Origin of the sequence: Fuerstiella sp. (genome assembly GCA_022447225.1) — a bacterium.
Taxonomy (GTDB): Bacteria; Planctomycetota; Planctomycetia; order Planctomycetales; family Planctomycetaceae; genus S139-18.
Genome location: JAKVAZ010000003.1, coordinates 192,928 through 218,982, shown reverse-complemented (window position 1 = coordinate 218,982; position 26,055 = coordinate 192,928). Strand labels below are relative to the sequence as shown.

The 26,055-nt window shown below is 54.0% G+C and carries 15 protein-coding genes; 8 read left to right on the top strand and 7 right to left on the bottom strand.

Features of this window, described 5'->3' with window-relative positions; all coding sequences use genetic code 11:
• From MK110_03820 to MK110_03810, 3 genes are all read left to right on the top strand, one after another.
• Positions 1-537: hypothetical protein (locus MK110_03820; protein ID MCH2210404.1), on the top strand; the 537-nt coding region annotated here is incomplete at its 5' end.
• On the top strand, positions 537-1,955 hold the full coding sequence (locus MK110_03815) for a prepilin-type N-terminal cleavage/methylation domain-containing protein (GenBank protein ID MCH2210403.1): 1,419 nt from the start codon (positions 537-539) through the stop codon (positions 1,953-1,955). The genes MK110_03820 and MK110_03815, both read left to right, overlap by 1 nt.
• Positions 1,956-1,994: 39 nt before the next feature.
• Positions 1,995-3,923: a type II secretion system GspH family protein gene (locus MK110_03810; GenBank protein ID MCH2210402.1), complete on the top strand. Its 1,929-nt coding sequence runs from the start codon at positions 1,995-1,997 to the stop codon at positions 3,921-3,923.
• A 5,678-nt stretch (positions 3,924-9,601) separates the two neighbouring features.
• Here the strand turns inward: MK110_03810 and MK110_03805 are convergent.
• The 3 genes from MK110_03805 to MK110_03795 all read right to left on the bottom strand — a co-directional run bounded on the left by MK110_03805 (position 9,602) and on the right by MK110_03795 (position 13,152).
• The gene (locus MK110_03805) at positions 9,602-10,288 is read right to left on the bottom strand and encodes a TlpA family protein disulfide reductase (protein ID MCH2210401.1); all 687 of its coding nucleotides are present in this window, start codon (positions 10,286-10,288) and stop codon (positions 9,602-9,604) included.
• Positions 10,289-10,773: 485 nt separating this feature from the next.
• Positions 10,774-12,450 (bottom strand): energy-dependent translational throttle protein EttA, encoded by a 1,677-nt coding sequence (gene ettA / locus MK110_03800; GenBank protein MCH2210400.1) that lies wholly within the window; start codon positions 12,448-12,450, stop codon positions 10,774-10,776.
• A 156-nt stretch (positions 12,451-12,606) separates the two neighbouring features.
• Entirely contained in the window at positions 12,607-13,152 is a 546-nt protein-coding gene (locus MK110_03795) for a putative molybdenum carrier protein (GenBank protein ID MCH2210399.1), read from the bottom strand.
• Positions 13,153-13,432: 280 nt separating this feature from the next.
• Between MK110_03795 and MK110_03790 the strand changes: the two genes are divergently transcribed.
• A complete protein-coding gene (locus MK110_03790) occupies positions 13,433-14,458 on the top strand; it encodes a DUF368 domain-containing protein (GenBank protein MCH2210398.1) in 1,026 nt (341 codons plus the stop codon).
• Here the strand turns inward: MK110_03790 and MK110_03785 are convergent.
• From MK110_03785 to MK110_03775, 3 genes are all read right to left on the bottom strand, one after another.
• Positions 14,434-15,753, bottom strand: a complete 1,320-nt coding sequence (locus tag MK110_03785; GenBank protein ID MCH2210397.1) for a 4Fe-4S dicluster domain-containing protein — start codon at positions 15,751-15,753, stop codon at positions 14,434-14,436. The genes MK110_03790 and MK110_03785 overlap by 25 nt on opposite strands.
• Positions 15,754-15,787: 34 nt before the next feature.
• Complete coding sequence (locus MK110_03780; protein ID MCH2210396.1) at positions 15,788-16,885, bottom strand: FAD-binding protein; 1,098 nt, start codon at positions 16,883-16,885, stop codon at positions 15,788-15,790.
• A 99-nt stretch (positions 16,886-16,984) separates the two neighbouring features.
• On the bottom strand, positions 16,985-18,448 hold the full coding sequence (locus MK110_03775; protein ID MCH2210395.1) for an FAD-binding protein: 1,464 nt from the start codon (positions 18,446-18,448) through the stop codon (positions 16,985-16,987).
• Positions 18,449-18,962: 514 nt separating this feature from the next.
• Here MK110_03775 and MK110_03770 point away from each other — a divergent pair.
• The 3 genes from MK110_03770 to MK110_03760 all read left to right on the top strand — a co-directional run bounded on the left by MK110_03770 (position 18,963) and on the right by MK110_03760 (position 22,288).
• The gene (locus MK110_03770) at positions 18,963-20,273 is read left to right on the top strand and encodes a CpaF family protein (GenBank protein MCH2210394.1); all 1,311 of its coding nucleotides are present in this window, start codon (positions 18,963-18,965) and stop codon (positions 20,271-20,273) included.
• 73 nt (positions 20,274-20,346) lie between these two features.
• Positions 20,347-21,306: a type II secretion system F family protein gene (locus tag MK110_03765; GenBank protein MCH2210393.1), complete on the top strand. Its 960-nt coding sequence runs from the start codon at positions 20,347-20,349 to the stop codon at positions 21,304-21,306.
• 58 nt (positions 21,307-21,364) lie between these two features.
• Positions 21,365-22,288: a type II secretion system F family protein gene (locus tag MK110_03760; protein MCH2210392.1), complete on the top strand. Its 924-nt coding sequence runs from the start codon at positions 21,365-21,367 to the stop codon at positions 22,286-22,288.
• A gap of 69 nt (positions 22,289-22,357) precedes the next feature.
• On the opposite strand, the gene MK110_03755 is transcribed toward MK110_03760, so the two are convergent.
• On the bottom strand, positions 22,358-23,086 hold the full coding sequence (locus tag MK110_03755) for a DUF2071 domain-containing protein (protein MCH2210391.1): 729 nt from the start codon (positions 23,084-23,086) through the stop codon (positions 22,358-22,360).
• Between the two features lie 296 nt (positions 23,087-23,382).
• Here MK110_03755 and MK110_03750 point away from each other — a divergent pair, with 296 nt between their 5' ends.
• Positions 23,383-25,962, top strand: coding sequence for a hypothetical protein (locus tag MK110_03750; GenBank protein MCH2210390.1), 2,580 nt, complete (start codon positions 23,383-23,385; stop codon positions 25,960-25,962).
• The last annotated feature ends 93 nt before the right edge of the window (positions 25,963-26,055 follow it).

Sequence of the window (26,055 nt, the reverse complement as noted above, 5' to 3'; positions counted from 1 at the left end):
ACCTATTCAATCGAGTTACCATGGTCGATGTTACCGGAATCGCCTTTGATTCTGCCGGAAGATGTGGTGATTGACCTGGATGGCTCGCGGGTTCCGAATTTCTGGCGTCCTGCTGCAAATTCAACAAATCTGTACAGAACATTTGCTGATGTCATTTTCTCTCCCCGGGGAAACGTGACGGGCGATGCGGCAATCAGCCTGCTGCATTTTTATGTTTGTGATGCGGAAGACTCCCTGTTTCTTAAGGAACAGTTTGCCAATGCGAACTCAATTGAAACTCTCAACACGAATGTGGCCGCCGGTGAAGCGTTCGTCCCGATGGATGAGTTGAATGCGACCAATTCACCGTGGTCTGGCGCGTACAATGTCAAACCTCGCCGCCTGGTCACTGTAATCCCGCAGACGGGCGCTGTCTCGATCCACGAGGTTTACGCCTACACGGACCCGGAGGTTGCTCCGGATCCGGGTGATCTTGATTCCAACGGAATCGCAGACGATCCCTTTCAATTCGCGGAAACCGGGGAGGCCTCGAATTAATGCGACGATCATTCCTGTCTCAGCCTTCCAGCACAGAACGCCGTGGAGTCACGCTCACGGAAGTTCTCATCTCGATGATGATCATGTCCATCGGTGTGATCATGGTCATGTCGCTGTTCCCGATTGCAGCACTCAGAACACTGCAGGCCACACAACTCACCAATGCAACAATCCTGCGCTACAACGTGGAAGCAGTGCTGTCTCAGACTCCAGAGCTGATTTTTGACCCTGACCGCGACGGTGACTACGCCGAACATGTGCAGACCAACGCCCAGCGTAACTACATTGTGGATGGGCTGGGGTTTTACACGTATGCACAGCAGTTTCAGGAAGGTGTCCCCAGTCTGTCTTACCCCGATGGTTTTGAATACTTCGGCAACAGCGGGGCCGCCTCTCCGGTGGCCGTGCCCGGGTTCTCCATTCCACGGTTTGGAGGTGGACTCAGAACGTCTGGCGGTGCTGACTGGACTGCCAGTACGACCGTTGCCAGTGCGTTGCGACTGCGGGCCGTCAGTTTCAACAGTCATCCTGATGGCTGGACCACGGAGATTGACACCGTCGCGTCGACTGTGGAAACAGATGGTACGGGTATCGTCGGAGTCAAACTGGCGGCCTTAACTGCGAGTGATCTGCAGAATGTTGGCAGTTCGGAGGGACTGAACACAATCACTCCCTTTGTCGGAATGGTTCCAGATCCGGAACAATATCGCATTGTGGTATTTGACGCGGACGAACGTATCAGTCAGGCCTTTCCGTTGACCTACCTGGACCTGGAGAACGGTGGCACCGAAATTGGCGGTGCAGATAACGACATCGAAGCCAGCTGGTCCGAAGCTGGTGTTGCCACACCTCTGGATTTCAACGGCAACCAAAGATTTGATGCACGTTACCTGCCGGTTGAATTCAACGGGGTTGTGGGACGCGTGTTGTTGCAGTCTCGGCGGACAAGTGAATTCAGCACGATGCTGTCAGTACGTCGGCGGGCCGATGGAGACGCTCGCAGCGTGGACGTTGTTGTTCGATTCAAGAACGGCGTCGATACGAAAGACGAAGAACTGTTTCCTGCGAATTGCCTGGGTGGCACGTATATCATCGGGGTGAAAAACAACGGAGCGAACCAACCCCGACTGAAAAAAGGTGGTTTTGCGTTCGATGTGGTGAACGCCGTCTGGTATCGCATCACCAGCGTTCAGGAGAAACCGGCGTTTGGCGGAGCAGGGAATTTCAACTGGGACGTCTACGATTATCGTGTCACCGTGGAAACACAGATTCGTAAGTTGGAAAGTACCGGTGCCGATTCGGATGATGGTGTTCTGCAAGGGAACGATACGTCGACGTTTGGTCGAGTCATGTTCCCCACAGGTGTGATTGAAGTGTATCCACTGGGTTTCAAAGAATTTCCTGAGTCGCTCCGTTAGCCCCACAGATCAGATGGAATCCTCCGACGGGATGAAGGCATGATCAACAAACACAGGCCACACATCGGTCACAACCACCGATCAGCATTTACGCTGGTTGAAATGCTGGTGTCTGTCACCCTGGTGCTGCTCATCATGTCGTTGTTTGTCTCCATCTTAGGATTGGCGACCGATACGGTTAAGCTCCAGCGAGGGATCGCGCAAAATGACCAGCGAGCACGAGCATTGGTGACCACCGTCCGCAGTGATTTTCAAAAGCGCACTCAGCGAAATATCATCCCGTATTATCCAACAGAAGATCCGACGACCTCTCCGACGCCATTCGGGGCACGCTCCGGCTATCTTTACATTAGCACCAACAATCCGGCCAGTTATCACGATGACATTATTCAGTTCACGGTCGATGCCAAACTGGTCCAGCAGGACCAGAATGACGCCATGTATTATGGTGCCAGCAAACTGCTGTATGATATGGAAGCAGAGGTCACCTTAGGTGCGGGGTCTCACCAAACGGGTGTTCTGTCCAACCCGGGACAGCCGGAGGCAGATGACCAAAATATTTTGGTGAATGATCTAGCCGCCTCCAACGGTGCCGAACTCATGTATTTTCTGCGCAACGGGCAACTGATCCGCCGGGTCAGTCTGTTGCGGGATCCCGGACCGATTGAAACCTCGGGTAATCACAACCAACCCAGGAGTTCCACCCCAAGGCCTTCCCCCCAACCCGAGGGGTACGAGTATCTGGTCGACAAGTCAAAGCCCCTCGTGCCTCCAGGCGCTGCAGGCGGCGGGCGTTTCTTTTACGTCTCAGCTGGTGGTAGCGTTGTCAACAGCGATGATTTCCTGACGCATTTCGATTTCTCAGCCCGGCCCACTCTAAATGTTAATAATCATCCAACGAACGCTCTGTTTATGGGTATCGACGCTTTGAATAATGAACCGGCCGCAGGGTTCTTCCCGCTTGCCAACCCCAAATATCGCTGGGGCTTCAATCCAGTGACGGGATTCTCCCGCGAGCATGACGCTTCCGTCACCCAGCGGTTCATCGGCCGCTTTGTGCATGCGGAAACCTCTGACCCCGATTTTAACTGGCCGCTGGCACCTTCAGCGGTAGGAAACGGCAACCCCATGGATGTTGTGGGAACCGTAGTCACGCCTGCAACCACGGGTGTTGTCACGCAATTTAATGGTGGACCGACAGACCACGGTCGCGGTGGTCACCGGCGTGTGGAAGATGTTCTGATGACGAACGTGCATGAGCTACGGATCGAAATTTTGGACGAAGCTCTGGGCCGTTATGTCACGCCGGGATATGGTGGTCTGGGAGATTTGGATTCGGCGGTCGGTGACTATCACATTCGTCGAAATTTACAGATTGAAACCGGAACCGGAACCGAATTCAAATACGGACCATTGGCACCGGCAGCCAGTTCTCCACAACCGGCTGTGTTTGACACTTGGCACCCTGAGGTCGATCTGGGTTCGGGGCACATCAGCGAGACACAACCACCGTATATTGCTTATCGGTACAATCCTCCACAGCAAAACGACGACCCTCCTGGTCCATCCTCACCGCTGGCACCAACTGGTGACGCTTCCTACTGGAAGAGTGGCGAACCGTACGTATTCGGGAATGTGATCTTTGCTCCCCCAAAGGTTGCAACCTCGAAGGGGTGGGATGTCAGTAATGACGGCTTGTTCCAGTGGACGGATGATTCGACAGCGATACCTGATCAGGCATTTCAAATTGCCTATATATGTGTGAAAGCTGGAACGTCCGACAACGTCCTTCCGTCGGCAGCGTGGCCGACGACTCCCGGCCGAGTCGTGGCGGATGGTACGGTCGTTTGGGAAGCCGTTGATAATCGCCGACCACTGAAGTCAGTTCGAATGACGATTCGGGTCAAAGATCAGGCATCCGATCAAATACGACAACTCACGATGAATTTGTCACTCACGGATGATTAAACGAATAATCTGGTTACCGGCAATGGAACCACAAGACACTCGCTGTTCCGTTTTTACTTAAACCAATCCGGCGGTCGTTTCAACTGACCTGAACTGCCGGCTGACTTGATGACATACACTTTGGTTCAGCAGCTGCCGTGATCGGTTTGCTGAACCTTCTGTCGGGCGGGCCGAGTCCGGTTAAATGGAGTCGATGATCATGAGACCTTACCTGACAGTCCGTCACCATACTTTGGCACGGCGCCGTGGTTCCACGCTGGTGATTGTGATTTCCATGCTGAGCCTGTTGTCCTTCATGGGAACCGTGTTCTACCTGTTCGCGAATCAGGAGCGCAGTAATGCGGAAAATTTTGCTGCGGTCGCCAAAGTCAACCAGGTCGTGTCTGATGATCCGTTTCCATGGGCCCTGGAGCAGGTGATTGCCGGAGCGAATTCCTACCAGAAATTCAGTATCCTGGGTGATGTGACCGATAACAATCGTCACTCGATGATTAGTAATCTGACCGGTTCGGATATCACACCGCACACCGGTGCCGGCGTGCGCGTGATTTATGACGCCGGGGGAATTCCCATCGTTGATGCAGATTACAACCAGTTGGCTGATGACCCGCTGGGCAATGGTACTGGTTCGGGGAATGTGGACAACTTTTTGAATTTTAACGACTCGATTGCTGCCTGGGGCGCCGCGATTGATGAAGCAAAGCTCGCAGCAAACCGCAACTATAACCACGGCCTGCCTCTGGGCCTGCCACAGCCGGACGTCGATTACACATCACCCGACATCAACAACCTCTTTCTGGGCTACAAAGGCTGGGCCATTCGTGACAACGGTGCATCTGCCACACCACGATTTGAACGTGTGCAGGTGATCATCCCCTCGTTCTTTAGGCCCCAGTATCTCAAGTCATCCACTACGAACAGCTCAACTGGATTGGACGTCCCCACGGACTATAACTGGTACGCCCCGGCTACCCATCCGGAATATCAGCGACGCTCATTCCGCCCGCACAAAAATCATATTGGCGGCCACGATGCTGCCGGCAATCCTGTGTACCGATTTTTGGAGACGACGCGCGATGCCGCGTTGTTGTCTGCCCAGACGATGACCCCGTTCCCGTTTCAGCCAGAGGAAGGTGACAACACCAAGAGCTTCGGACGACTTGGCGTTTGGACGGGTGATACGGATGAAGATCTTAACAACAATGGAATAATGGATTCTGGCGAGGATCTGAACGGTAACGGATTCCTCGATGTCGCTTTTGAACTCGATTCGGACAACGATGGCGACGGGATCAAAGAAGGCATCTGGATGGACCTGCAGTATCCGATTCAGGAGACATCCAACGGTCGGTTCTACGCCACTCTGCATTCCTTCACCATCTACGACCTGGATGCTCTGCTGGATCTCAATGCCGTTGGCAACCTCGCTCGGTTGCCGCGTAATCAAGCCAATCTCACGTCACTGGTCGGGGCCACGGGACTGGGATCCGTTTCTTTGTCTGACTCAAATCAGGGCCTTGGGCCCAATGAGATCAACCCGATCTACGGATTGCTGCCGGATACTGCATTGCCGGATACCGATCAGCGATTCATCGACTGGTATGGAGCGAATCCGAGCAACCACCTTGAACAGGCGAATATGGAATTGCTCTGGCTGTTGGGTGGACGAATGGACTTTTCCACTCCCGACTGGACAGATCTGTATCCGGGGCGATGGGGTGACGCAAATGCGCTGGTTTATCACAAGGTCGATGCCGGTTCTTCTGTCAGTACCCTGCCTCGTCCTGGGGTCGCGGGAGACCTGATTTCGCCATCATCCTCTCCGTCTTTCGGCGGTGCGAACGGTCAGGATGACAACATCGACAGCCGGGAGGGAATCGCGTCCGCCGTAACCGGAGTTCTTCGAGGCTTCCTGCATCCGATGGATTATGCCGGCACAGGGGACAATCGATTCGACGAAGATCTCAACGGCAACGGCGTGCTGGATGCGGGTGAAGATCTCAACGGCAACGGCGTGCTTGATACACCGGATTTCCGCTTACCAGCTATGCTGCAGGATCTCGCGGGCAGGCCGGAAGCCTGGTTGCGCTACGGTGGGTATTCGGGGTTCGGGACCGCTGTGGCCAATTATTCGCGGTATATTTTGGGTCGCAACGGCACCTTTAGTGACGCAGACGATTTATCGATTAATCACTTCATTGATGCGTTGTTCGAAGATCCCCTGGAAATGATCATGGATCTGGACTTCGCCCTCCGTCCTGATGACGAGATGTTTTCCGTTCAGGACATGTTGATCGGTCATCTCACTGAAACCGACAAGAATGCTGCTCAGGGTGAAGTGAGCGAGCGACTTCGCAAATTGATGCCCAAGACCTATGCGGCAGATTCTAACCGCACGGATCGATTTACCACGCTCACACACAGTTTGCGTCATGTGCCGTTCCTGGAACAGCCCGCGGGGCCACGCTCATGGGAATGGACCGCCGACGCCGATGACGACGGCGCACTCGAGTTCCCTCCATCATTTTCCGCAGAGGATACAAACAACAACGGACGCATGGATACCGGTGAAGATCTCAACTCCAATCAAATTCTGGATGATGGACCATACACCGCCACAGATCCGTTTCGTCCGGAAGTGCGTCGATTGCTGACCATTGAAGCCGGAGAACAGCGAGAAAGTCTGGGTCAGTTGTTGCTGAGCATCAATCATATTCTGGATGTGAATCGTGCGACCAACATGCCTGCGGACAACACATCTGAGTATCTCGCTTACATGCAGCGGGCCGGTCTTCAATTTCGCAAATTGGTCGAACACCCCGACGCTACCGCGGCAGACACGGTGACTGCCATGCCGACGACACAGCCGGCCTTTCCTCCTCAGACAGCCGCAGATACTGAGTACTGGGCGCGGCGCGATCGCCAGAAACTGGCTCGGGATATTTACGTGCTGCTGTACACCCTGGGTGGTGCCGAAGTCAGCGTTGCAAACATCGTTGACTACACCGGCGACAACAGTGCTCGCGCACTGTACAGCAATGTACGTCTACGCCAGATGGCACAGTTTGCTGTCAACATGGTGGATGCCATGGACACGGACAACGTGATGACCCGTTTCGAGTACGACAAGAACCTCGGTGACGGCTGGAATCTGGACGACAATCCGGACACAGAGGACGAAACGCCTTCCACAGCAGACACTGATACCGGTTATGGAATGTACCCCCGAGATAGCGCCACGAATCGTGGAGTGGTGTTTGGGGTTGAAGCGCAGCAACTGGCTCTCAGCGAAAATTATCTTGCTGAATTAGAACATGAACTAACCGACGATCCTTATACACAGTGGGATGACAGCGAAGAATATCGCTATCTATTCCATGTTGAGTTGCAGAACGTGCTGCCAATACCGTTGGATCTGGCATCCTCGGTGACCGGCAGTACCAACGAGAACTTTGGAGTGTGGCGTTTGGCGCGGTTTGACAGGCACGGTGCCGACCGGCCCACAGGTGAGATGGCGACACAGATTGAAACCCCGGACCAAACGCTGACACTGATGGCTGGAAACAGCACCTTGGGTGGTGGAGATCTGTTCACCATCGCCACCGCCGCATTGAATGGCCAGCCGGAGCACAGCGATCCTCTCGGATGTGGAACGGCTGACCTCTACATTGACTTCACCGAAGATTCCAACTTCCATTTGTATTCCCCCGATAAGGATAATGTCGCCCCGATCCAGTCCGGTGCCACGCCGCTTCCGCAATGTGATCTGGATACGATTCATACCTCACACACCGGCCGCTGGCTGACGACCCTAACCGGTACTGAGCCGCTGGGTAGTACTGATCCTGGACGTTTTTTGGATGAGCTGGTTCAGAACCACAACGATGGCGGGACCGTATATGGTGAGTACTGGGGCAACGGCCACTACGGCTACGGCAGCGACGGACTGGCTGGGTTCGACCTGGTGTTGCAGCGACGTCAAAATCCAAATTTGCCTAAGTTGCCGATCACTGAGAACCCGTGGATTGAAGTGGACCGCCAAAAGGTCCGGAAAAGGACACCACAATATACCGGCCCCAGTAGATTTCAGCAGTTCAGGAGCTGGGAACGCGGGGAGGTTTTGCATGGTTCTAATGTGGGGTTTGACGGGGGAATTACAACCGCGAATCCCAAGCGAGGGCCATACAACAGCGGTCAGGATCCTGATGGGGTTAGCGTCGATGGTGTCAATCGCAGTAACACGATCGGCAGTAATATGAACTCCCGTACGAACGGCTGGGCTGGCGGGGTCTTCAGTTTGTGGCAGGCTCATTTCGATCGTGATTTCGCGTCCACCGGTGAATTGCTGAACCTGCCGCTTGTGGGGCCGAAGCTAATGACCCGCAGTATCGACCGCATGCGGTTTCCCGGACAGCTCCAGGCTCGGTATCCCCAGTATGAAGCTTCAAATATTGATCCATCAAAAGGTTTCTTTGCGGATTCACCGGACAACATCGCTGGGGCTGCAGGCATGATCCTGCAACCCGATGCGGCCGGTATTAATCCTGCAGACGACAACGCGTGGCATCGACTGCTGCAGTTCGTTGAGGTTCCCTCGCGCGTCAACCGCATGCTGGGAAACTACATCAATCTGCAGCGTNTGCCGGGGAAACTGAATCTNAATACGATCCGTCNCCGCGAGGTCTACGCCGGCCTGCTGGATGATCTGAACATCGCCAATCTGCCGGTGATGACGGATACCAACGGCAACGGTGACCTGGACGGACCATTTCTGACGTCAACAACGCNGGATGGAAACGACGCGACACCGGGATTGACGACAGGCCGCGATCGCTGGCTGGAACTGATCAACGAACGTGACGGCTATGTGAACACGGTCAACGGCGATACTGGCGTGGCAGCACAGATGTGGCTTCCAGGCACACCGAACAGCCGCCCATTCCGTTCACTGGCGTATACCACCGGTGTGGCAGGTGCGACCGGCAGTCCGTCAGATACCGGAATCGATNATACGATTCTGCGACGTGGCAGTTTGCATCGTCCCGCACATATCGCGNATAATGTTACCCTGCCCATCGATAATGCGTTCGGTGAACCGACCGATGTTGCCACGACCAACCGACACTGGCTGGAACCAGGCGACACAGCCTTCCATCAGGATCCCGATATAGAAACAGTCACCAATGCGGCCGTACAGGGTAAAGTGGGCTCAGCAGCCAACATGGTGCATCGCCATCAGTTTCTGTCGAAGATCATGAATAACACCACCACAACCAGTAACTGTTTCATTGTCTATGGGACGGCCGCTTACTTTGAAGCCGTGCCGGATGCGAGTGGTGTCTTCCGGATTGGTGGCCGCATGGGACTGGACTTGGACGATAATTCGAACGAAAAAGACGACGCAGGTTGGGAACAGCGTGCGGTGTTCGTCATTGACCGAACCGAGGCCTTCAATGCATATGATTCCGCCGCTGGCGAATTCGAATGGGAACGGCTGATCAAACACCGTCTGGATCTGGCGTCGGACGGACAATAGCGGTTAGCGTAACCGGCACGTTCAGTTGCGACGTGGCCGCAACAAATGACGCCCACAGACTGTTCGGAACATCAGTCGAGCGGGATTGTGAATTTGTGAAACCAGGAGAGGGACACTCTTGTGAGCGAGGGCAGTTCGGTGCTCAGCGTTCGTCAGTAATCAGTTGCTCGACCATTGGCAGAATATCGCTGTCGTAGGTGAACGGTTCTTCGCTGCCCGCACCGTCTTTCAGCATTGATGCGTCGAACCGTTTGGCCAGTGTTCCGTCGCTGCCATACACATACACGGCAGGAATCGACGGCAGGTCCAGCGATGTATAGACCTCGTCTGATTCGGTGGTGCACAGATAATTCAACACGTCGACTTCACACGTCTGCAGTACCTGTTTTACTCGGTCTTCGTAGAATGTCGGTGGTTTTGATTTGATCCCGGCATAGTCCAGACACAGGCTGATGCACACAACGTCATTCGGCTGGTCTCGCTGCAGACGCCCCAGTTGTGGGAGCTCTTCAATACACGGAAGACACGATGTGGACCACAAGTCAACAACCACGACCTTGCCGGCACTTTCCTTGATACGAGCCTGGACATCGTTCCAGGTGCCGAATTCCAGGCTGATTGATGTTGCCTCACCGGCTGTCTGCGAAGATGAGGATTCTGTGTCAGCCGATTCCGGTGACGATGAATCGGATTCGGTCTCTAATTTCTCACCGGGAACCAGTTTGGGTTCCCATGCTGGCTCCGGGTCCGCACATCCTGTGATGAGGACCGACAAAACAATCAACCCGACAGACAGCATCAATAAACGGGGACGACCGGGTGCTGACATCAAACAGACTCCCATCACAGAGGAAAAGCAAACACCAGAAGGCTCAATAGAGGCAGCCGAGCTCAACCACAAGTGTCAGGCAGGAACGATTCCTGCCCGCCCACGGACTGACCGGGTGAAGCAGCGGAATTGGTTTTTCTTTTCGGTACGGCCGATCAATCGACCCCCGTATGGAAAACGGATCGTCGACGTTCGGTGGCAGAACCATCGCACGGTCAATTATGAACGTCAAGCGGCCGGGCATAAAACGTAACACATCGATTGATGGTTGTCGCGTTGCGGGGAAACATCAATTCGGCAGCCTGAACTCAGGCATTAATAAGAACATAGCGGGTGATCAGAGGATTACCGGTGCCTGGGTCAACTGCAGGCTTCAACACAGGACTTGGCACTCACCTTCGCCTGATGGCAGCACAAATAAGTTTCCCGACCCGGCCTTCTGCTCCCCACCTGAGTATGGTCATCCGGCACACTTGCCACGCACGTCAGGAACGATTGAGTGGTTTAAAGCGACTTCGTGCCGATGATTCTGATGCATCACCCACACGCGCTCGGCGTTCCTGCTCATAGATTCGGTAATTTCCTTCACACCAGACCACACTCGTGCCGCCTTCGAATGCCAGAATGTGAGTCGCAATGCGGTCGAGGAACCAACGATCGTGACTCACCACAACGGCACATCCGCCGAACCCTGTTAAACCTTCCTCAAGTGCCCTCAGGGTATGTACATCCAGATCATTGGTGGGCTCGTCGAGCAGCAACAGGTTGCCGCCGGAACGCAGCAGTCTGGCCAGATGGACCCGGTTTCGTTCTCCGCCGGATAAACTCCCCACCCGTTTTTGCTGGTCCGCCCCCCGGAAATTAAAGCGGCCGCAATAGCTGCGGGAGTGAATTTTGGCTTTGCCAACTTCAAGCGTGTCATGGCCGTCAGAGATTTCTTCGTAGACGGTCTTGTTTGGATCCAGGGCATCGCGTGTTTGATCAACGTAGGAAAGACTCACCGTCTCACCAATCGTGAGTGTTCCGGCATCCGGTTCCTCCTGTCCCATAATGATTCGAAACAACGTTGTCTTGCCGGCTCCGTTGGCACCGATCACTCCGACAATCCCGCCAGGTGGCAGGTTGAAGCTGAGATTTTCGAACAGCACACGACCGTCATAAGATTTCTGCAGGTTCTCTGCGATGACCACCTTCGTGCCCAGTGGACGTGAGGCCGGAATCTGAATCTGAGCGGATCCTTCCCGAACGTCGTATTCGCGGGCTGCGAGTTCCTGGTAGCGCTGCAGACGTGCCTTATTTTTGGTGGATCGTGCTTTGGGCGACATCCGGGCCCACTCCAGTTCCTGCCGGAGTTCTTTTTGCCGGCGGCTTTCCGAACGTTCCTCCTGCTGCAGCCGTTTCTGTTTTTGTTCCAGCCACGATGAATAGTTCCCCTCGTACGGAATACCCTTCCCCCGATCCAGTTCCAGGATCCAGCCAGCCACGTTGTCCAGAAAATAACGATCATGTGTGATGGCGACGACGGTTCCGGTAAACGATTTCAGGAACTGCTCCAGCCACGCCACGGATTCTGCATCCAGATGATTCGTCGGCTCATCGAGCAGCAGAATGTCAGGATTCATCAGCAGCAGTTGACACAGTGCGACTCTTCTCTTTTCTCCCCCGGAAAGGTTCTCAACAACAGATTCCGCTTCAGGCAGCCCCATCGCGTCAGCCGCAATTTCCAGGCTGCGATCAAGTTCCCACAGATTGGCGGCATCAATCTGGTCCTGCACCTTTGTTTGTTCATTCAGAAGGGTTTCCATTTGTTCCGGCGACATGTCTTCGCCAAGTTGCATGCTCAGCTCGTTGAAGCGGTCGATAATGGCTCGTGAATCTGCCACGGCCTCTTCGATGCATTCCCCCACTGTCTTTTTGGGATCCAGCCGCGGTTCCTGTGGAAAGTAGCCAATGCGGATCCCCTTCGCCGGACGCACGGTCCCCATAAAATCAGTATCCTCCCCCGCCATGATTCTCAACAGAGTACTCTTCCCGGACCCGTTGTCGCCCAGAACTCCAATCTTTGCTCCCGGATAAAACGCCAGCCAAATGTCGGACAGAACCTCTTTCTCGTCGTAAAGACGAGTCAGATGTTCGATGGTCATGATGTACTGTTCGCCCATGGATTTAAGATTTCCGTTACTCAAGGTCAACAGTGACTGATCGTCGCTGCTGTGATCGGTTGGCAGGTGGTGTTGATTCCGGAACAGGAACTGAACTGGCCGGACATATTCCAGCTGGCGGATGCCATTCCTCGTACGGCTCAGTGAGCTGTACGATTAAATTCCGGCAGTTGATGAAATCAATGCCGCGAAAAGCTTAGAGCAAAACTCTCGGGACTGAGGATAGATTCGTGCGTCCGAGGTTCCGCGCGGACCGGCTACATTTAACACGCGAATCTTACGATCCTCGACCCAGTCCACAACGGTCTGAACATCGTCTGTCAACAACTTCTCAGCAGCGGTGGTGACGGGCTCCTCAGACAATCGAACAATGTGCAGTGGTTTGGCGTGCTGGCGAGCGAGCCTCACGGTCAGTCGGGTACCACCACTGACCGTATCCCGGGCAATGATCAGAGTGGCGTCGGAGTCACACACGTTCCGTTCGGTTCGAACGGCATAGTTCCACGAATCTGTTTCCTGCAGTGGGTAATGCCCCGGAATTTTCCCGTCTTCTGCTCGACGACCGACCGGACACCAGCCACCAATTGGAATCCCCGCGTGCAACGCAGCGTCCAGTGCAGCACGGTCGACCCCCGTCTGACCGCCTGAGATGATCGTGAAACCACTCGCAGGGATTGAAAGGCTGGTTGTGTTGACATTCATTCACTACTGTCCCGGTCCGCGGAGAGACAAGAATGGTAGCGTTCCAGCCACCGCGAGTCAGTGTCTGCCGTTTTGCTTTCCACCACAATCGGTGATTCACACGGCAGCCGGTCGAATATGACCACGGCCCTGCACGCGTGATTTTCCGGAAATATTACTGTTCCCACGAACCCTGCGCGTTATTGTCCCCGGCAGATAGAATCAATGAGCAGCCGGGGTGGTTGATTGCGAGCGCCGGCAATAATGAGTCCCGAGTTCAACGCGAACCAGAAATTTGTGAATGCCGACTGAACAAACGAGCCAGGAACAGCATCCCGATATCCGTGCATCAGCCAATAAAGAACCACAAAAACGTTCGATTAGCGATGATTTGAAGCACTGCGGCTGCGGCTTTCTGATGGGTGCTGCTGACATTGTTCCTGGAGTGTCCGGGGGCACAATGGCTCTGATTGTCGGCATCTATTCCCGTTTGGTCACGGCCATCAGTCGCATCGATCGACGTTTTCTGCGACATCTTGCTGATCGAAAAATGCGGGAAGCCGCTGAACATGCGGATCTTAGATTCCTGATTGCCGTTGGAGGCGGTGTACTGCTGGGAGCCGGCGGGCTGGCTTCGGTGATGAAGCTTCTGCTTTCGGATCATCGTACACTGACATACGGTGCATTCACTGGTTTGATTCTGGCCTCGAGCCTGTTGGTGTCGCGGCAGGTGATTTTGTGGTCTCCGCAACGTCTGACCCAGTTGCTGCTGGCAATTCTCGGAGCCTGGTGGTTGGTAACGCTGCCGGCACTTCAGAACCCGCCAGACTCGCTGATTTATGTATTTTTCTGCGGCATGATCGGCATCTGCGCTATGATCCTTCCCGGCATCAGTGGTGCTTTCATCCTGCTGCTTTTGAATTGCTATGAAACCGTACTGGGAGCGATTCGCAGTTTCGTACATCTGGATCTAAGCGGGGAGGTTCTGGGAATCCTGATCGTTTTCTCAATCGGTTGCCTGACAGGGCTGCTGGCATTCAGTCGTTTATTGAAGAAACTTCTGGCCACACACCATGACTCTACAATCGCCGTTCTTTGTGGATTTATGCTCGGATCGCTGTATCGCCTGTGGCCCTTTCAGAGGGACCTCACCCCTGACGTTACAGACTTCAAACACAAGACCTTCGAACACTTCCTGCCACCGCAACTGTCAACCGAAGTCTGGACCACGCTGCTTACGGCAGCGCTGGCCGCCTCGATCGTGCTGTTGCTTGATGCAGCGGCTCGCCGTTTTGGCCGCCGTCAGTTGACGGATTCACCACGATAGCTCAGATCCAGTAATTCCACCGGGTGCAGAACGGAAATATCGCGCCCGGCCTGTTTGAGTTGAGCCTGAAGTTGCAGTGAACACCCGGCATTGCCGCTGGCAATGATATCAGGTTCGGCTGCCAGCAAATGCTCAATGCGTCTCTTACCCAGACGATCGGCCATTTCCGGCTGAGTCAGATTGTAGCTGCCGGCTGCTCCACAACACAGTTCCGGTTCAGCGACCGGAACCAGCTTCAGCCCAGGAATCTGATTCAGCAGCATTCGAGGTTGATCACGAATCTGCTGAGCATGCTGCAGATGGCAGGCATCCTGATAGGCAACCGTTGCATTGATGGCGCCCTGGGGTGCCACCAGACCCAGGTCAGCTAAAAACTCTGAAACATCTTTCATGCGGCCCACGAAATCGTCACTGGCAGAACGATCTGTATCCGGGTGCAGTTCAGCAAGAATATGGCTGTAATCTTTGAGCATCGATCCACAACCGGCGACGTTGACAATAATGGCATCAAGCTTTTGATCCGCGAATGCCTGCACGTTTTGCTGGATCAGATCGACGGCCGGTTCGGATGCTCCGCTGTGATAGTGAATGGCTCCACAGCACTGCTGGTTCTGCGGGATCAGGACCTCACATCCGTTCTGCTGCAGGACCCGGGCTGTGGCCCAGTGCACGTGACGGAACATGGCGTCGGCAACGCAGCCAAGAAACAACCCCACGGTGGCGCGATGCACCCCGATTGCCGGAAGACGCACAGGAAGTGTGCTTTCAGGCGCCTTGAGATCCGGAAGCTGCTGCTGCATACGATGCAGTCGTTCCGGCAGCAGCCGATTCAGCCCGGTGGCCTCGATGACCCGGTCCAGCTTCAGTTTCTGCATCCAGCGCGCCGGTGTCAGTGCCCATGCCATACGACGTCGACTGGTAAACAAACCATACATGATCCAGCGATGAAACCAGTCAGGACCGGTTGTCGCCTGTAATCCCTTCTGTGGCTGTGACTGCATTTCCACTCGAAACGGTTCCAGCAAACGTCCGTACTGGACGCCGGAGGGACACGCGGTTTCGCAGCTGCGACAATCCAGACAAAGATCCAGATGTCCGCGCACACGGTCCGTCAGATCAAGTCGTCCATCCACCACGGATCTCATCAGGTAAATTCGACCGCGCGGGCTGTCGTTTTCGTCACCGGTCTCCACATACGTCGGACATGCCGAAGTACACAATCCACAATGCACGCAATCGAGAAAACGTTCGTAGGGAATGGACTGTCCGATGACGGGCAATTCAGGCTGGCTCATTGGATCGGCCGTTTCTGTCAACAATGGGATGCGATCATACGAACACCTGACCGGGGTCGAACGCTGCCGTCAGTCCTGTAGAAAACACACCGTCACGACGTTGACTGACGCTGTCATTGTTTGCATATCGTCTGAAGTGACCTCCATGATCCTTCAGTAAAGCTTCAATCTGATCGACCACATGTTCCGGCAGAGTTCCGGAGTGTTTCGACTGAACAACAATCACACCGTTCCCTGCATGACAATTTGCCGAATACTTATGTTCATTGAAAATATTACAGATTCGAAGCAGCTGCGAAGGCAGCGTCTTTACCACCGCGACCGTCTCCGTTTCCCGATGTCGGTGGGCGGCATCGCCGCAATACTTCATTGCGGCAGTCAGGTCTGGCGCCAGAAGTTCTGAAGATATCGAATGACTCATGTCGTAATTGACCTGTCCGATCTGCCATTCACAAACATTCGGCGGCCCCTCTACGCCGACAGACAGAAACCATCTCGAACCACCAGGAGAGTCGAGATCGATAATAACCGGACGCGCTGCTGATTTGTTCAGAGAATCCAAAGAGGCCGCTACGTCGGATTCATCGGCAAATTGCCACCGTTGTACTGCAAAATGTTCCGGAACAGGTTTCAGTTTAAACGTCAGCTGATTCAGAATCCCCAGTGATCCGCGGGAACCGACCATTAGTCGGCACAGGTCATATCCTGCAACATTCTTGACGACACGACCGCCCGCATGAAACACACGCCCGTGTCCGTCAACGGCTTCGATTCCGATCAGATAATCCCGCAGGGTGCCGTAACCATACTGACGAGGTCCGGCCGGATTGGATGCCACAAATGCACCCACTGTCATCTGTGGATCTGCCACATCAACGGGAAGCTGCTGTCCTTCTGCTCTGAGAAGACTAGTCAGAGTCTGCAGAGTCATCCCGGCCTCCACTGTGATGGTCATATCCCGCGCCGGATACTCCACCACAGCGTTCATGGATGACAAGTCAAGCTGAAGAGTATTACCGGCGACGTGGCGGGCTGCGGAGAGAACGGTCCCGTCGCTGACTGCCGACTGCACGGCATCCACGATGTCGTCGACACTCCGGACAATTAATTTATTTTGCGCGTTGCTCGACATCAATCAGTCTGTTGTGTCCGTCTGTTCAGGCTGGCAAAGAAAGGGGCCGGTTGTGTGGATTCAATACGCGTTTGAGCAACTTCATTTCCCAGGAACCTGTCACATAGCGGCACGACGTCCTGGATGTTCACGTTGGATGTGCTCCATTCCGCAGGCCCCGGCGGTTGGCAGCAGTTTACCCGGACTGCAATTTCCATTCGGGTTGAACACGCGACGAACGTCACCCATAACATCAAGATCCTGTTCCGTGAACAGACGATTCATAAAGCTGATCTTTTCAACTCCAATACCATGTTCCCCGGTAACGCTCCCACCCAGTTCGATGCACATTTCGAGGATTTCGTCGCTGGCGTCCATCACGCGTCGGACCTGCTCACGATCACGTTCATCAAACAGCAGAATCGGGTGCAGATTTCCATCACCGGCATGAAATACGTTGACGATACTGAGATTGTGACGCTCTCCGACATCATCAATAAATTTCAGAATTTGTGGTAATTTGGTGCGAGGCACCACGCCATCCTGGGTGCAGTAGCTGGGAGCAAGGCGACCGATCGCTCCAAAAGCCTGTTTTCTGCATTTCCAGAGCAGTGCTCGTTCTTCTTCCGTTTGTGAAAGACGGACTTCCCGTGCTCCACATTGTTTGCACAGTGTGATGATCGTGTCGGCTTCCTGATCGAGCGCCACATCCAGACCGTCGACCTCAATCAACAGCACTGCAGCGGCATCCAGTGGAAAGCCGAATGCGAAGGCTTCTTCCAGTGCTGCGATGATCCCCTGATCCATCATTTCCAGGGCGGCGGGAACAATTCCTGCACCAATGATACTGCTGATTGCCTGCGACGTTTCATCCGTACTGTCGAATACGGCAAGCATGGTTCTGCAGGCTTCGGGATTACGAGTCAGTTTGACCCAGACCCTCGTCACGATTCCGAATGTTCCTTCACTGCCAACAAACAGCCCGGGAAGATCGAATTCGTCACCACTTCCGCAGGGACCGCCAATCCGGACCAGCTCACCTGACGGAGAAACGAATTCCACTCCGATGACGTGATTCACAGTCACGCCATACTTAAGTGTATGCGGGCCGCCGCTGTTCGTGGCAACGTTCCCTCCAATGGTGCAGGCCCCCTGGCTCGACGGATCTGGAGCATAATGGAACCCGGTCCCTGCAAGAGCTCGAGTCAGATTAAGATTAACCAGACCGGGCTGAACCACGGCATAACGGTCCCGTGTATTGATTTCGAGTATCTTTTTCATTCGCGTGAGTGAAATCATCACGCCACCACCGACGGGCAGACATCCACCCGCCAGACTGGTTCCTGCACCGCGGGGAACGAAAGGAATCCCGTGTCGGATGCAGGACTTCACGACAGACTGGATTTCTGCCGCAGATTGCGGAAACACCACCACGTCCGGAACATTCTTCTCAACGACATATCCGTCGCATTCGTAGACGAGCAGTTCATCCTGTGAACTCAGAAGCCTGTCCGTACCGACGTGCTGTGCCAGTTCACGCAGAAGGTCATCCGAAATGTTGCCGGAAGGCGATAAATTTGCCATTGCTTCATGTCCATCAAAGACCTGCAGGTGTACTCCGACGACTCTCCAAAGACAAGTCTACATCTCATGTCTCACAGATTCCGGTGGCCCCGGCATTACCTTTGCGGCATAAGGCTGAAAACAGAAAAACAGGTTCGACAGCCAAACCGTTTACGTCAACCACAACCTGAACAGTCAGCAGGCTGCCCCTGCGACCTCAGTGCGGAATACAGGCACGTCAAACGCAATCGACGTCACCACGTTACGTAACACTCGCTCAGTGTTTCAAATCACTGACGTCGTCTGAACAAGACGTATTCTTCAGGTCCGTCAGCGGGCGGAAAATCGGGATAGATGCTGCGACCGATCCTACCTGACCTGCAGGATTGTTGCGATTTGACAACATTTGCCTGGAACTCTGCTGCACGAACCTGTCTGTGACCTAACTTCAGAGAAGAGCATTGTTCCGATCCTCCGTCTGTCGACATCGGAACATGTGCCAATAACCGGAATAATCATCACTGGAGACACTGAAATGGTGATTCAGGCGGGCACTGCACGCAACAACCCACATGAGTTCGAGAAACTCAAGTCACACATTCATGGTAAGCTGGTAGAAAAACTGGACCTCACCAGGATCTCCGAACTCGAAGGCAATTCTCTGCGTCGCGAAATTCGCGTCGTGGTGGAGCATCTGTGCGACACAGAAAACCCCATGCTGAACCGGGCCGAACGCGAACGCCTGGTCGAAGAGGTACTCGACGAAGCATTTGGATTCGGTCCACTGGAACTCCTGCTTAAGGAAGAAGGTGTTGCCGACATTATGATCAACGGCCCCAGGCACGTGTTCCTGGAAAAAAACGGTCGAATCATCAAGTCGGATGTGACATTCCGGGACAACGACCATCTGCTGCAGATTCTGGACCGGATCGTGTCCAAAGTTGGTCGTCGCGTCGATGAAACATCTCCGATGGTGGATGCACGTCTGCCGGACGGATCTCGTTTAAACGCAATTATCCCGCCACTGGCACTGGACGGTCCGTCCCTGACAATTCGCCGATTCGGAACGAATCCACTGACTCTCGATGATCTGTTGAAGTTCGGAGCATTTACACCCGAAATGGTGATGTTCATGGAAGGAGCGATGAAAGCCCGCATGAATATGATCATCAGTGGAGGAACCGGATCCGGAAAAACCACGCTGTTGAATACGCTCTCAAGTTTCATCTCGAACGAAAACCGCATTGTCACAATTGAAGACGCGGCCGAACTGCAACTTCAGCAGGATCATGTACTGCGTCTTGAAACCCGACCACCAAATCTTGAAGGCAAGGGCGCGGTGACTGCAACGGATCTGGTCAAGAACGCACTGCGGATGCGTCCGGACCGGATCATCATCGGTGAGTGCCGTGGTGGTGAAACACTCGACATGCTCCAGGCCATGAACACCGGTCATGACGGTTCACTGACAACTGTTCACGCAAACAATCCGCGGGATGCAATATCCCGAATTGAGACATTGATCAACATGAGCGGAGTAGAACTTCCGCTGGCAGCTGTCAGAAAGCAGATTTCATCTGCCGTCAACCTCATCATTCAGGCCAGTCGGCTGCAGGGTGGAGCTCGCAAAGTCACCTTTATTTCTGAGATTGTTGGAATGGAACAGAACACGCTCGTGATGCAGGACATCTTCAAGTTCATACAGGACGGGATTGACCCTGAAGGGAAAGCTGTGGGGCACTTTGAAGCCACAGGCGTACGACCCAAGTGTATCGAACACCTGGAGGCTACCGGAGTGCGACTCCCGCCAAGTATCTTCCAGCAGCGTACACTGCGGTCGAACTGATCGGTTCGGTTCACTGAGCTTAATAACGGCTCGGTTTCTCTGTTGCTGAAAACCATACAGGAGACACTTCGTCATGGAACCTATCGTGATAATACTGATCGCGTCATTCCTGGGCGTTGTTGCTCTCGTCGTGGGTATCGGGACGTTGATTTCAGGACAAACAACGTCAACGACAGAAAAACGTCTGGCGGCGTTTACCGGCGGGGATGCCGCGGGCGCGGGAATTGTTGATGAACTGGTACAGGACAGATTCGGCGCGGCCACCGGGATGATGAGTTCGCTGACTAAACGATTTAATCGGCTCCCCTTGTTCTTTCAACAGGCTGATTCCCCCTTAAAAATCGAACAGTTCCTTGGTGTCTGTACCGGGACAGCCGCACTGGGAATATGTATGACGATGATCGCCCGAGCCCCGGTTGCCCTGTATCCGGTTGGAGGAATACTGGGCTTCGCGATTCCGTGGGGCTGGCTGGCCTTTAACCGATCTCAGCGATTCAAACGCTTCGAAAAACAGTTACCGGACGCACTGGATCTCATGTCACGTGCCCTCCGGTCGGGTCACAGTCTGGCCTCCGGACTGAGTGTGGTCGCAACTGAAATGCCGGCTCCCATTTCGACCGAGTTTCACAATTGTTACGAAGAGCAGAATCTCGGAATCCCGCTTGATAAAGCTCTTCTCAACATGCTGGACCGAATTCCTAACGTGGATCTGCAGTTCTTTGTGACTGCGGTGGCGATCCAAAGACAGTCCGGAGGTGATCTTGCCGAAATTCTCAGCAAGATCAGCGGCCTGGTACGTGAACGATTCAAAATTCTTGGACAGGTTAAGGCTCTGACCGGAGAAGGACGAATCAGCGGCATCGTGCTGATGGCCCTGCCACCGGTGCTGTTTATGGCCGTTTATTACCTCAACCCGGACTACGTGATGGTCCTTTTCGAACACGAAGACGGACGAAAGATGATGACAGGAGCCATCATTCTGCAGATCCTGGGCGCCTTCGTTATCCGCAAAATCTGCGACATTAAAGTCTGATGAAGAGACTGAGCCTTCCTGTTCCTTTTCAACCATGGGACTAAACCGGACGCGTGTCATGAATTCCGAAGTCATTATACCGATTGCTGTTTTCACCACAGCAACATGCGCGGTCTGGGCAGTTCTCACTATGTTCACCAGGAATAGTTCCCGGACTGAACAGCGTCTGAAGGAAATGCAGGATCCCCGGTTACGTCGCGGACCGGCTGCTGCCAATGGCCCCATGAATCACATTATCGACAAGGCTGCTCCCGCTCTGTCGAAAGCACTCGATTCCGGTGACGAAAAACATCAAAGCAAGCTGAAGATCCGCCTGGCAAATGCGGGATACAACAATGAAAATGCACCGAGAAACTTCCTGGCAATCAAGATGGCCTCACTGGTACCGGGGCTGATGATCGGTGGTATTTACGGTATCGCCAGCCTGGAAAATAATTCATGGATGGCATGGATCGTTGGTGCTGGTCTTGGTTTTTATGTGCCGGAATTAATCCTGACGCTGATGAGGATGTCGCGACAGACGAAAATATTTCTGCAGCTTCCGGATGCGCTGGACCTTCTGGTGGTCTGCGTCGAAGCCGGACTCGGACTGGACGCCGGAATGCGCAGAGTATCTCAGGAACTGGAGAGCGGAGCCCCGGAAGTCTGTCAGGAACTCAGTACTGCCAACATGCAGCTGCAAATGGGAAAATCTCGCCGACAGGTGCTGCGCGACCTCGGAATCCGTACAGGTGTGGATGACATGCGGGCCCTGGCTGCTATTTTGATCCAGGCCGACAAATTCGGTTCTTCAATCGCACATGCACTTCGGGTTCAATCCGACAGCATGAGAGTCAAGCGGCGTCAAATGGCAGAAGAAAAAGCTCAGGCAACAGCAGTCAAGATGATCTTTCCCCTGGTTCTGTTCATCTTTCCAGGAATCTTTGTGGTACTGGTCGGTCCCGCGGGCATCCAGTTGATGGAAAACCTTGTCAACAAATGAAGCCGCAGAAATCGCACCATACGCGTCAGATGCGGTGACGGCACCGACAATCATTGCCTGTGCCGTTTTCTATTCAATCGGCTCCAGCCTCGAGACCCGGACATCGACGCCGGGGCTGTAGACCGCATGGTCCGGTGGACCGTAATCATCACTGTGTCTACACACTTCTGACAAATAGGTTTCACGGCAGTGCAGGATATTCACCGGCACGAATTCGTACGGACGGTGCGCCACTTCTGCTGTCAGAAAACGACCACCGGCTGACTGAGTTACCAGCGTATACCTTTCAAGCAAAAACTGCTCTAACGAACCCTCATTTGCCGCACGGTACTCAGTACCTGTGAGCTCAACACCAAGATCGTAAACACTTTCCGGAAACATCCTGCGTCTTCCGGTATATTTGAATACGTTGGACGAGGGGCCCGTTTTCAGCGTCATCCGACTGCTCAGGTAATTAAGGTTCCAGAATGTACGAGCCGTCCGAACAGCGAGGCGGCTGTTGGCGTCCAGACTGAAAAACCATACTCCGGTCACACCGCTTTCGTGACGTACATATGTCCGAACGTTTGTCTCCAGAAACCAGGAGATGCCCGGTAGTGGCGGCGCCCACCAGGGACGAACACGTTCCATCGCAAACGGAACCAGGGCCAGCCATGACGAACCATCAAACGTTTCCGGTTCAAGTCCGTTCGGTAACTGTTCCCGCAGCATTTTCGAGGGTACACGCCAGTGCAAAAACACCAGATGTCTCCAACTCTGATAACCGGCGATGGGTTTTGGTGTCTCAATTCGGCTCATGCCGCATCCTTTGTAAACTGAGGCGAAAAACACATGACGTTTCTGTTTGCCTTCGGTATCGACTTTTAACCGACCGTTGAAGACAATTGCGTACGGTTGACCGGAACCCAGACGCTGAAGAACAAGGGGCGATCGGTGATGTTCCTATACGGCCTCCCTTGGCCTGCTGTATGAAACTTAAGGCTTTCAACGTCAAATCCGGACGTACGACACTCAATTCATGGCCGCGCAGCTGTGCCTTATTCCAATGCACGTTGCGCAGCAACCGTTTCATCTGATCAGCGCAGGATCGATCAATGCTGTTTCGTTTGACTCTTGTTCTGTTCACCACTGTTTTTGTGTCCGGATCCGCTTTTGGACAGATTGACATCGACGGATCGCTCAGCAGTGGCTCCCTGTTCGGTACGGTACAGCAGGTCAATTCCATTGACCTGTCTGCCCAACTGATTCAGCTGGATGCCCGAACCGTTGAACTGCAGGTAACAGCAACCCCTCCCGCGGACTTCTACATTTATTCCACCACAACTCCAAAGGGTCAAAAAACGCGGATCACACTCACGGAAACCGCAGGTTTACAGCCCAAACAACAGGCCTTTACCCCGGATCATCCACCGAACCGCAAATACAGTAAAGATTTTGCCGGTGACGTTGAGAAATTCACCGATTCCGTGACGTGGTCTCGACAGTTCATCTCGAAAACTCCGTTATCCGGCACCCTGCGAATGACAGGAAATATCGCGGGACAGATCTGTACTGAAGACAACGAAGGTGACGGCGGGGTCTGCATCCTGCTGCGGCCTGTTCCGGAGTTCGCAGCAGAACTGGTGGCTGATGAATCCATGGCCACCATCGACACTGACGCCGGAAGTATGCAGACTGATTACCCGTCCGGCACCACAGTGACACTGAACGACGAATCATCGGGCGCCGGAACAATCAACTATACGGTATCGCTGGAGCCACATAATGCGGAACCGGGAGACGAAGTCACACTTTACGTTCGGGCCGACATGGCCAAAGGATGGCACACGTATTCCGTAACGATGTCCTCTGAAATACTCGGAGGATTACCAACGGTTATCAGTGTGCTGGAATCAACCGGACTACAAAGCATAGAAGATAACTTCACCACCCAGGCCGTTCCGGAGTTGCTTGAAAACCCGCTGGGCGGATCGCTTGAAGTTCATGAACAAACGGTCACCTGGAGCCGGCGCTTTATCGTTACACGTGCAAATGCAGTCATTGCCGGAACAATCGAAGGTCAGGTCTGTAGTGACACACAATGTCTCCAACCCGGAACAGCTGCGTTTGCTGTACAGCTGGGAGGCGAAAGAACCGCCACAGCTTCACCGTTAGAGACCAATGCTGACGCAGAAAATCCGGCGCCAACAAGTGTCGGTGTTGCGGCAGATGCTAAGCAGCAGGGACTGCTGATGTTTCTGCTGGCCGCTGTCGGAGCCGGATTCGTTGCCCTGTTGACCCCCTGCGTGTTTCCGATGATTCCGGTCACAGTGGCATTCTTCCTCAAGCAGGGCGAGTCCGGTAAAGGAAACACGAAACTGCTTGCTGTGATCTATTGCCTGGGCATTGTTGGTTCATTCACCGTAATCGGAGTGTTTGTTTCCATTGTGTTTGGCCCCCAAAAGATGACAGAACTCGCAAATGGGCCATGGCTTAACCTACTGTTTGCGATCGTGTTTGTGGCGTTCGCCCTGATGTTGATGGGCGTGTTTGAGTTGCGCGTCCCTGCCTCGATGCTCAGCTGGTCTTCACAGCGTGAAGGACGGGGCGGCCTCGCCGGCGTGCTGTTCATGTCACTCACATTCACGCTGGTATCGTTTACCTGCACGGCTGCTTTTGTCGCTAATGTCCTGGTTTGGGCTTCTCAGGGTGACATTGTGTGGCCCACGCTTGGAATGCTGGCGTTTTCCACTGCATTCGCATCGCCATTTTTCTTTCTGGCACTGTTTCCGGGGTTGTTGGCCCGACTGCCCAAAAGCGGCGGATGGATGCAGAAGGTGAAATGCACTGCGGGACTGATTGAGCTGGCTTTTGTGGTAAAATTTCTGAGTGTGGCGGATATCGGCTTCAGTGGAGATGCAACCCCCGAATTCCTGGATTTCTCAACAGCAATGGTGCTGTGGGCAACTCTGGCATTTGTAACCGGACTGTATCTACTAGGCGTATTCCGATTTTCAAAGGACACACCCACCGAGGGAATCTCGCCAATCGGCGGACTGTGGGCCATGAGCAGCATTGGACTGGGATTGTTGATCTGCGTAGGTCTGTTCAGCGCCAGGCCGCCAGAAGGCTGGGTTTGGAAGCAGTTGGAAGGGTTTGCGCCACCTCGGTTTGAACGTGATGTGATTAACGACCAGTTTTCAGAACTGGCTCGATCTCGCAACTGGTTGTCGCACGATGGGCTTGCCTATGCGCTGGAAGTCGATGACGGCGTGGCCGTCGCACGCGCTCGTTCGCGTCCACTGTTCATCGATTTTACCGGTGTCAACTGTATCAACTGCCGAACGATGGAAAAAAGCGTGCTCAACCAGGCCGAGATTCTGGATTTGCTGGCAACCGTTCCCAGGGCACAGTTGTACCTTGATGAAGTCCCAACGGTTGCCGATGTCGCCGAAGCAGACAGGATTCTGGATCAGAACCTGCAACTCTGTGAGCAACTGACAGGAGGCGCTGCAATGCCTACCTATGTTGTCCTGTCCCCGAATGGCAGAACAGTACTGTCGAGCACAACCGGTGTTGTCAGCAAAGAGGACTTTCGCAGTTTTCTGGCGGCGGGTATTCAGAGATTCGAGTCACAGCAAAAGTCCGTCACGATGAGTGATTCCGTACAGGACCGTGACGACCGGCAGATGTAGGCGGACAGACCAATCCCTGATTATTAACAGCTCATCACTATCGTGTCGCCGGAAGCCGCCTAACAGAAGCCGCAAAGAAACATGGCTGGCGAC

Excerpts from the sequence above, each read along its gene's own strand:
- MK110_03770 (MCH2210394.1), top strand. The coding sequence starts at position 18,963 with ATGGTGATTCAGGCGGGCACTGCACGCAACAACCCACATGAGTTCGAG.
- MK110_03785 (MCH2210397.1), bottom strand. The coding sequence starts at position 15,753 with ATGAGCCAGCCTGAATTGCCCGTCATCGGACAGTCCATTCCCTACGAA.
- MK110_03790 (MCH2210398.1), top strand. The coding sequence starts at position 13,433 with ATGCCGACTGAACAAACGAGCCAGGAACAGCATCCCGATATCCGTGCA.
- MK110_03810 (MCH2210402.1), top strand. The coding sequence starts at position 1,995 with ATGATCAACAAACACAGGCCACACATCGGTCACAACCACCGATCAGCA.
- ettA (MCH2210400.1), bottom strand. The coding sequence starts at position 12,450 with ATGGGCGAACAGTACATCATGACCATCGAACATCTGACTCGTCTTTAC.
- MK110_03815 (MCH2210403.1), top strand. The coding sequence starts at position 537 with ATGCGACGATCATTCCTGTCTCAGCCTTCCAGCACAGAACGCCGTGGA.
- MK110_03805 (MCH2210401.1), bottom strand. The coding sequence starts at position 10,288 with ATGTCAGCACCCGGTCGTCCCCGTTTATTGATGCTGTCTGTCGGGTTG.
- MK110_03765 (MCH2210393.1), top strand. The coding sequence starts at position 20,347 with ATGGAACCTATCGTGATAATACTGATCGCGTCATTCCTGGGCGTTGTT.
- MK110_03795 (MCH2210399.1), bottom strand. The coding sequence starts at position 13,152 with ATGAATGTCAACACAACCAGCCTTTCAATCCCTGCGAGTGGTTTCACG.
- MK110_03755 (MCH2210391.1), bottom strand. The coding sequence starts at position 23,086 with ATGAGCCGAATTGAGACACCAAAACCCATCGCCGGTTATCAGAGTTGG.
- MK110_03750 (MCH2210390.1), top strand. The coding sequence starts at position 23,383 with ATGCTGTTTCGTTTGACTCTTGTTCTGTTCACCACTGTTTTTGTGTCC.
- MK110_03760 (MCH2210392.1), top strand. The coding sequence starts at position 21,365 with ATGAATTCCGAAGTCATTATACCGATTGCTGTTTTCACCACAGCAACA.
- MK110_03775 (MCH2210395.1), bottom strand. The coding sequence starts at position 18,448 with ATGGCAAATTTATCGCCTTCCGGCAACATTTCGGATGACCTTCTGCGT.
- MK110_03780 (MCH2210396.1), bottom strand. The coding sequence starts at position 16,885 with ATGTCGAGCAACGCGCAAAATAAATTAATTGTCCGGAGTGTCGACGAC.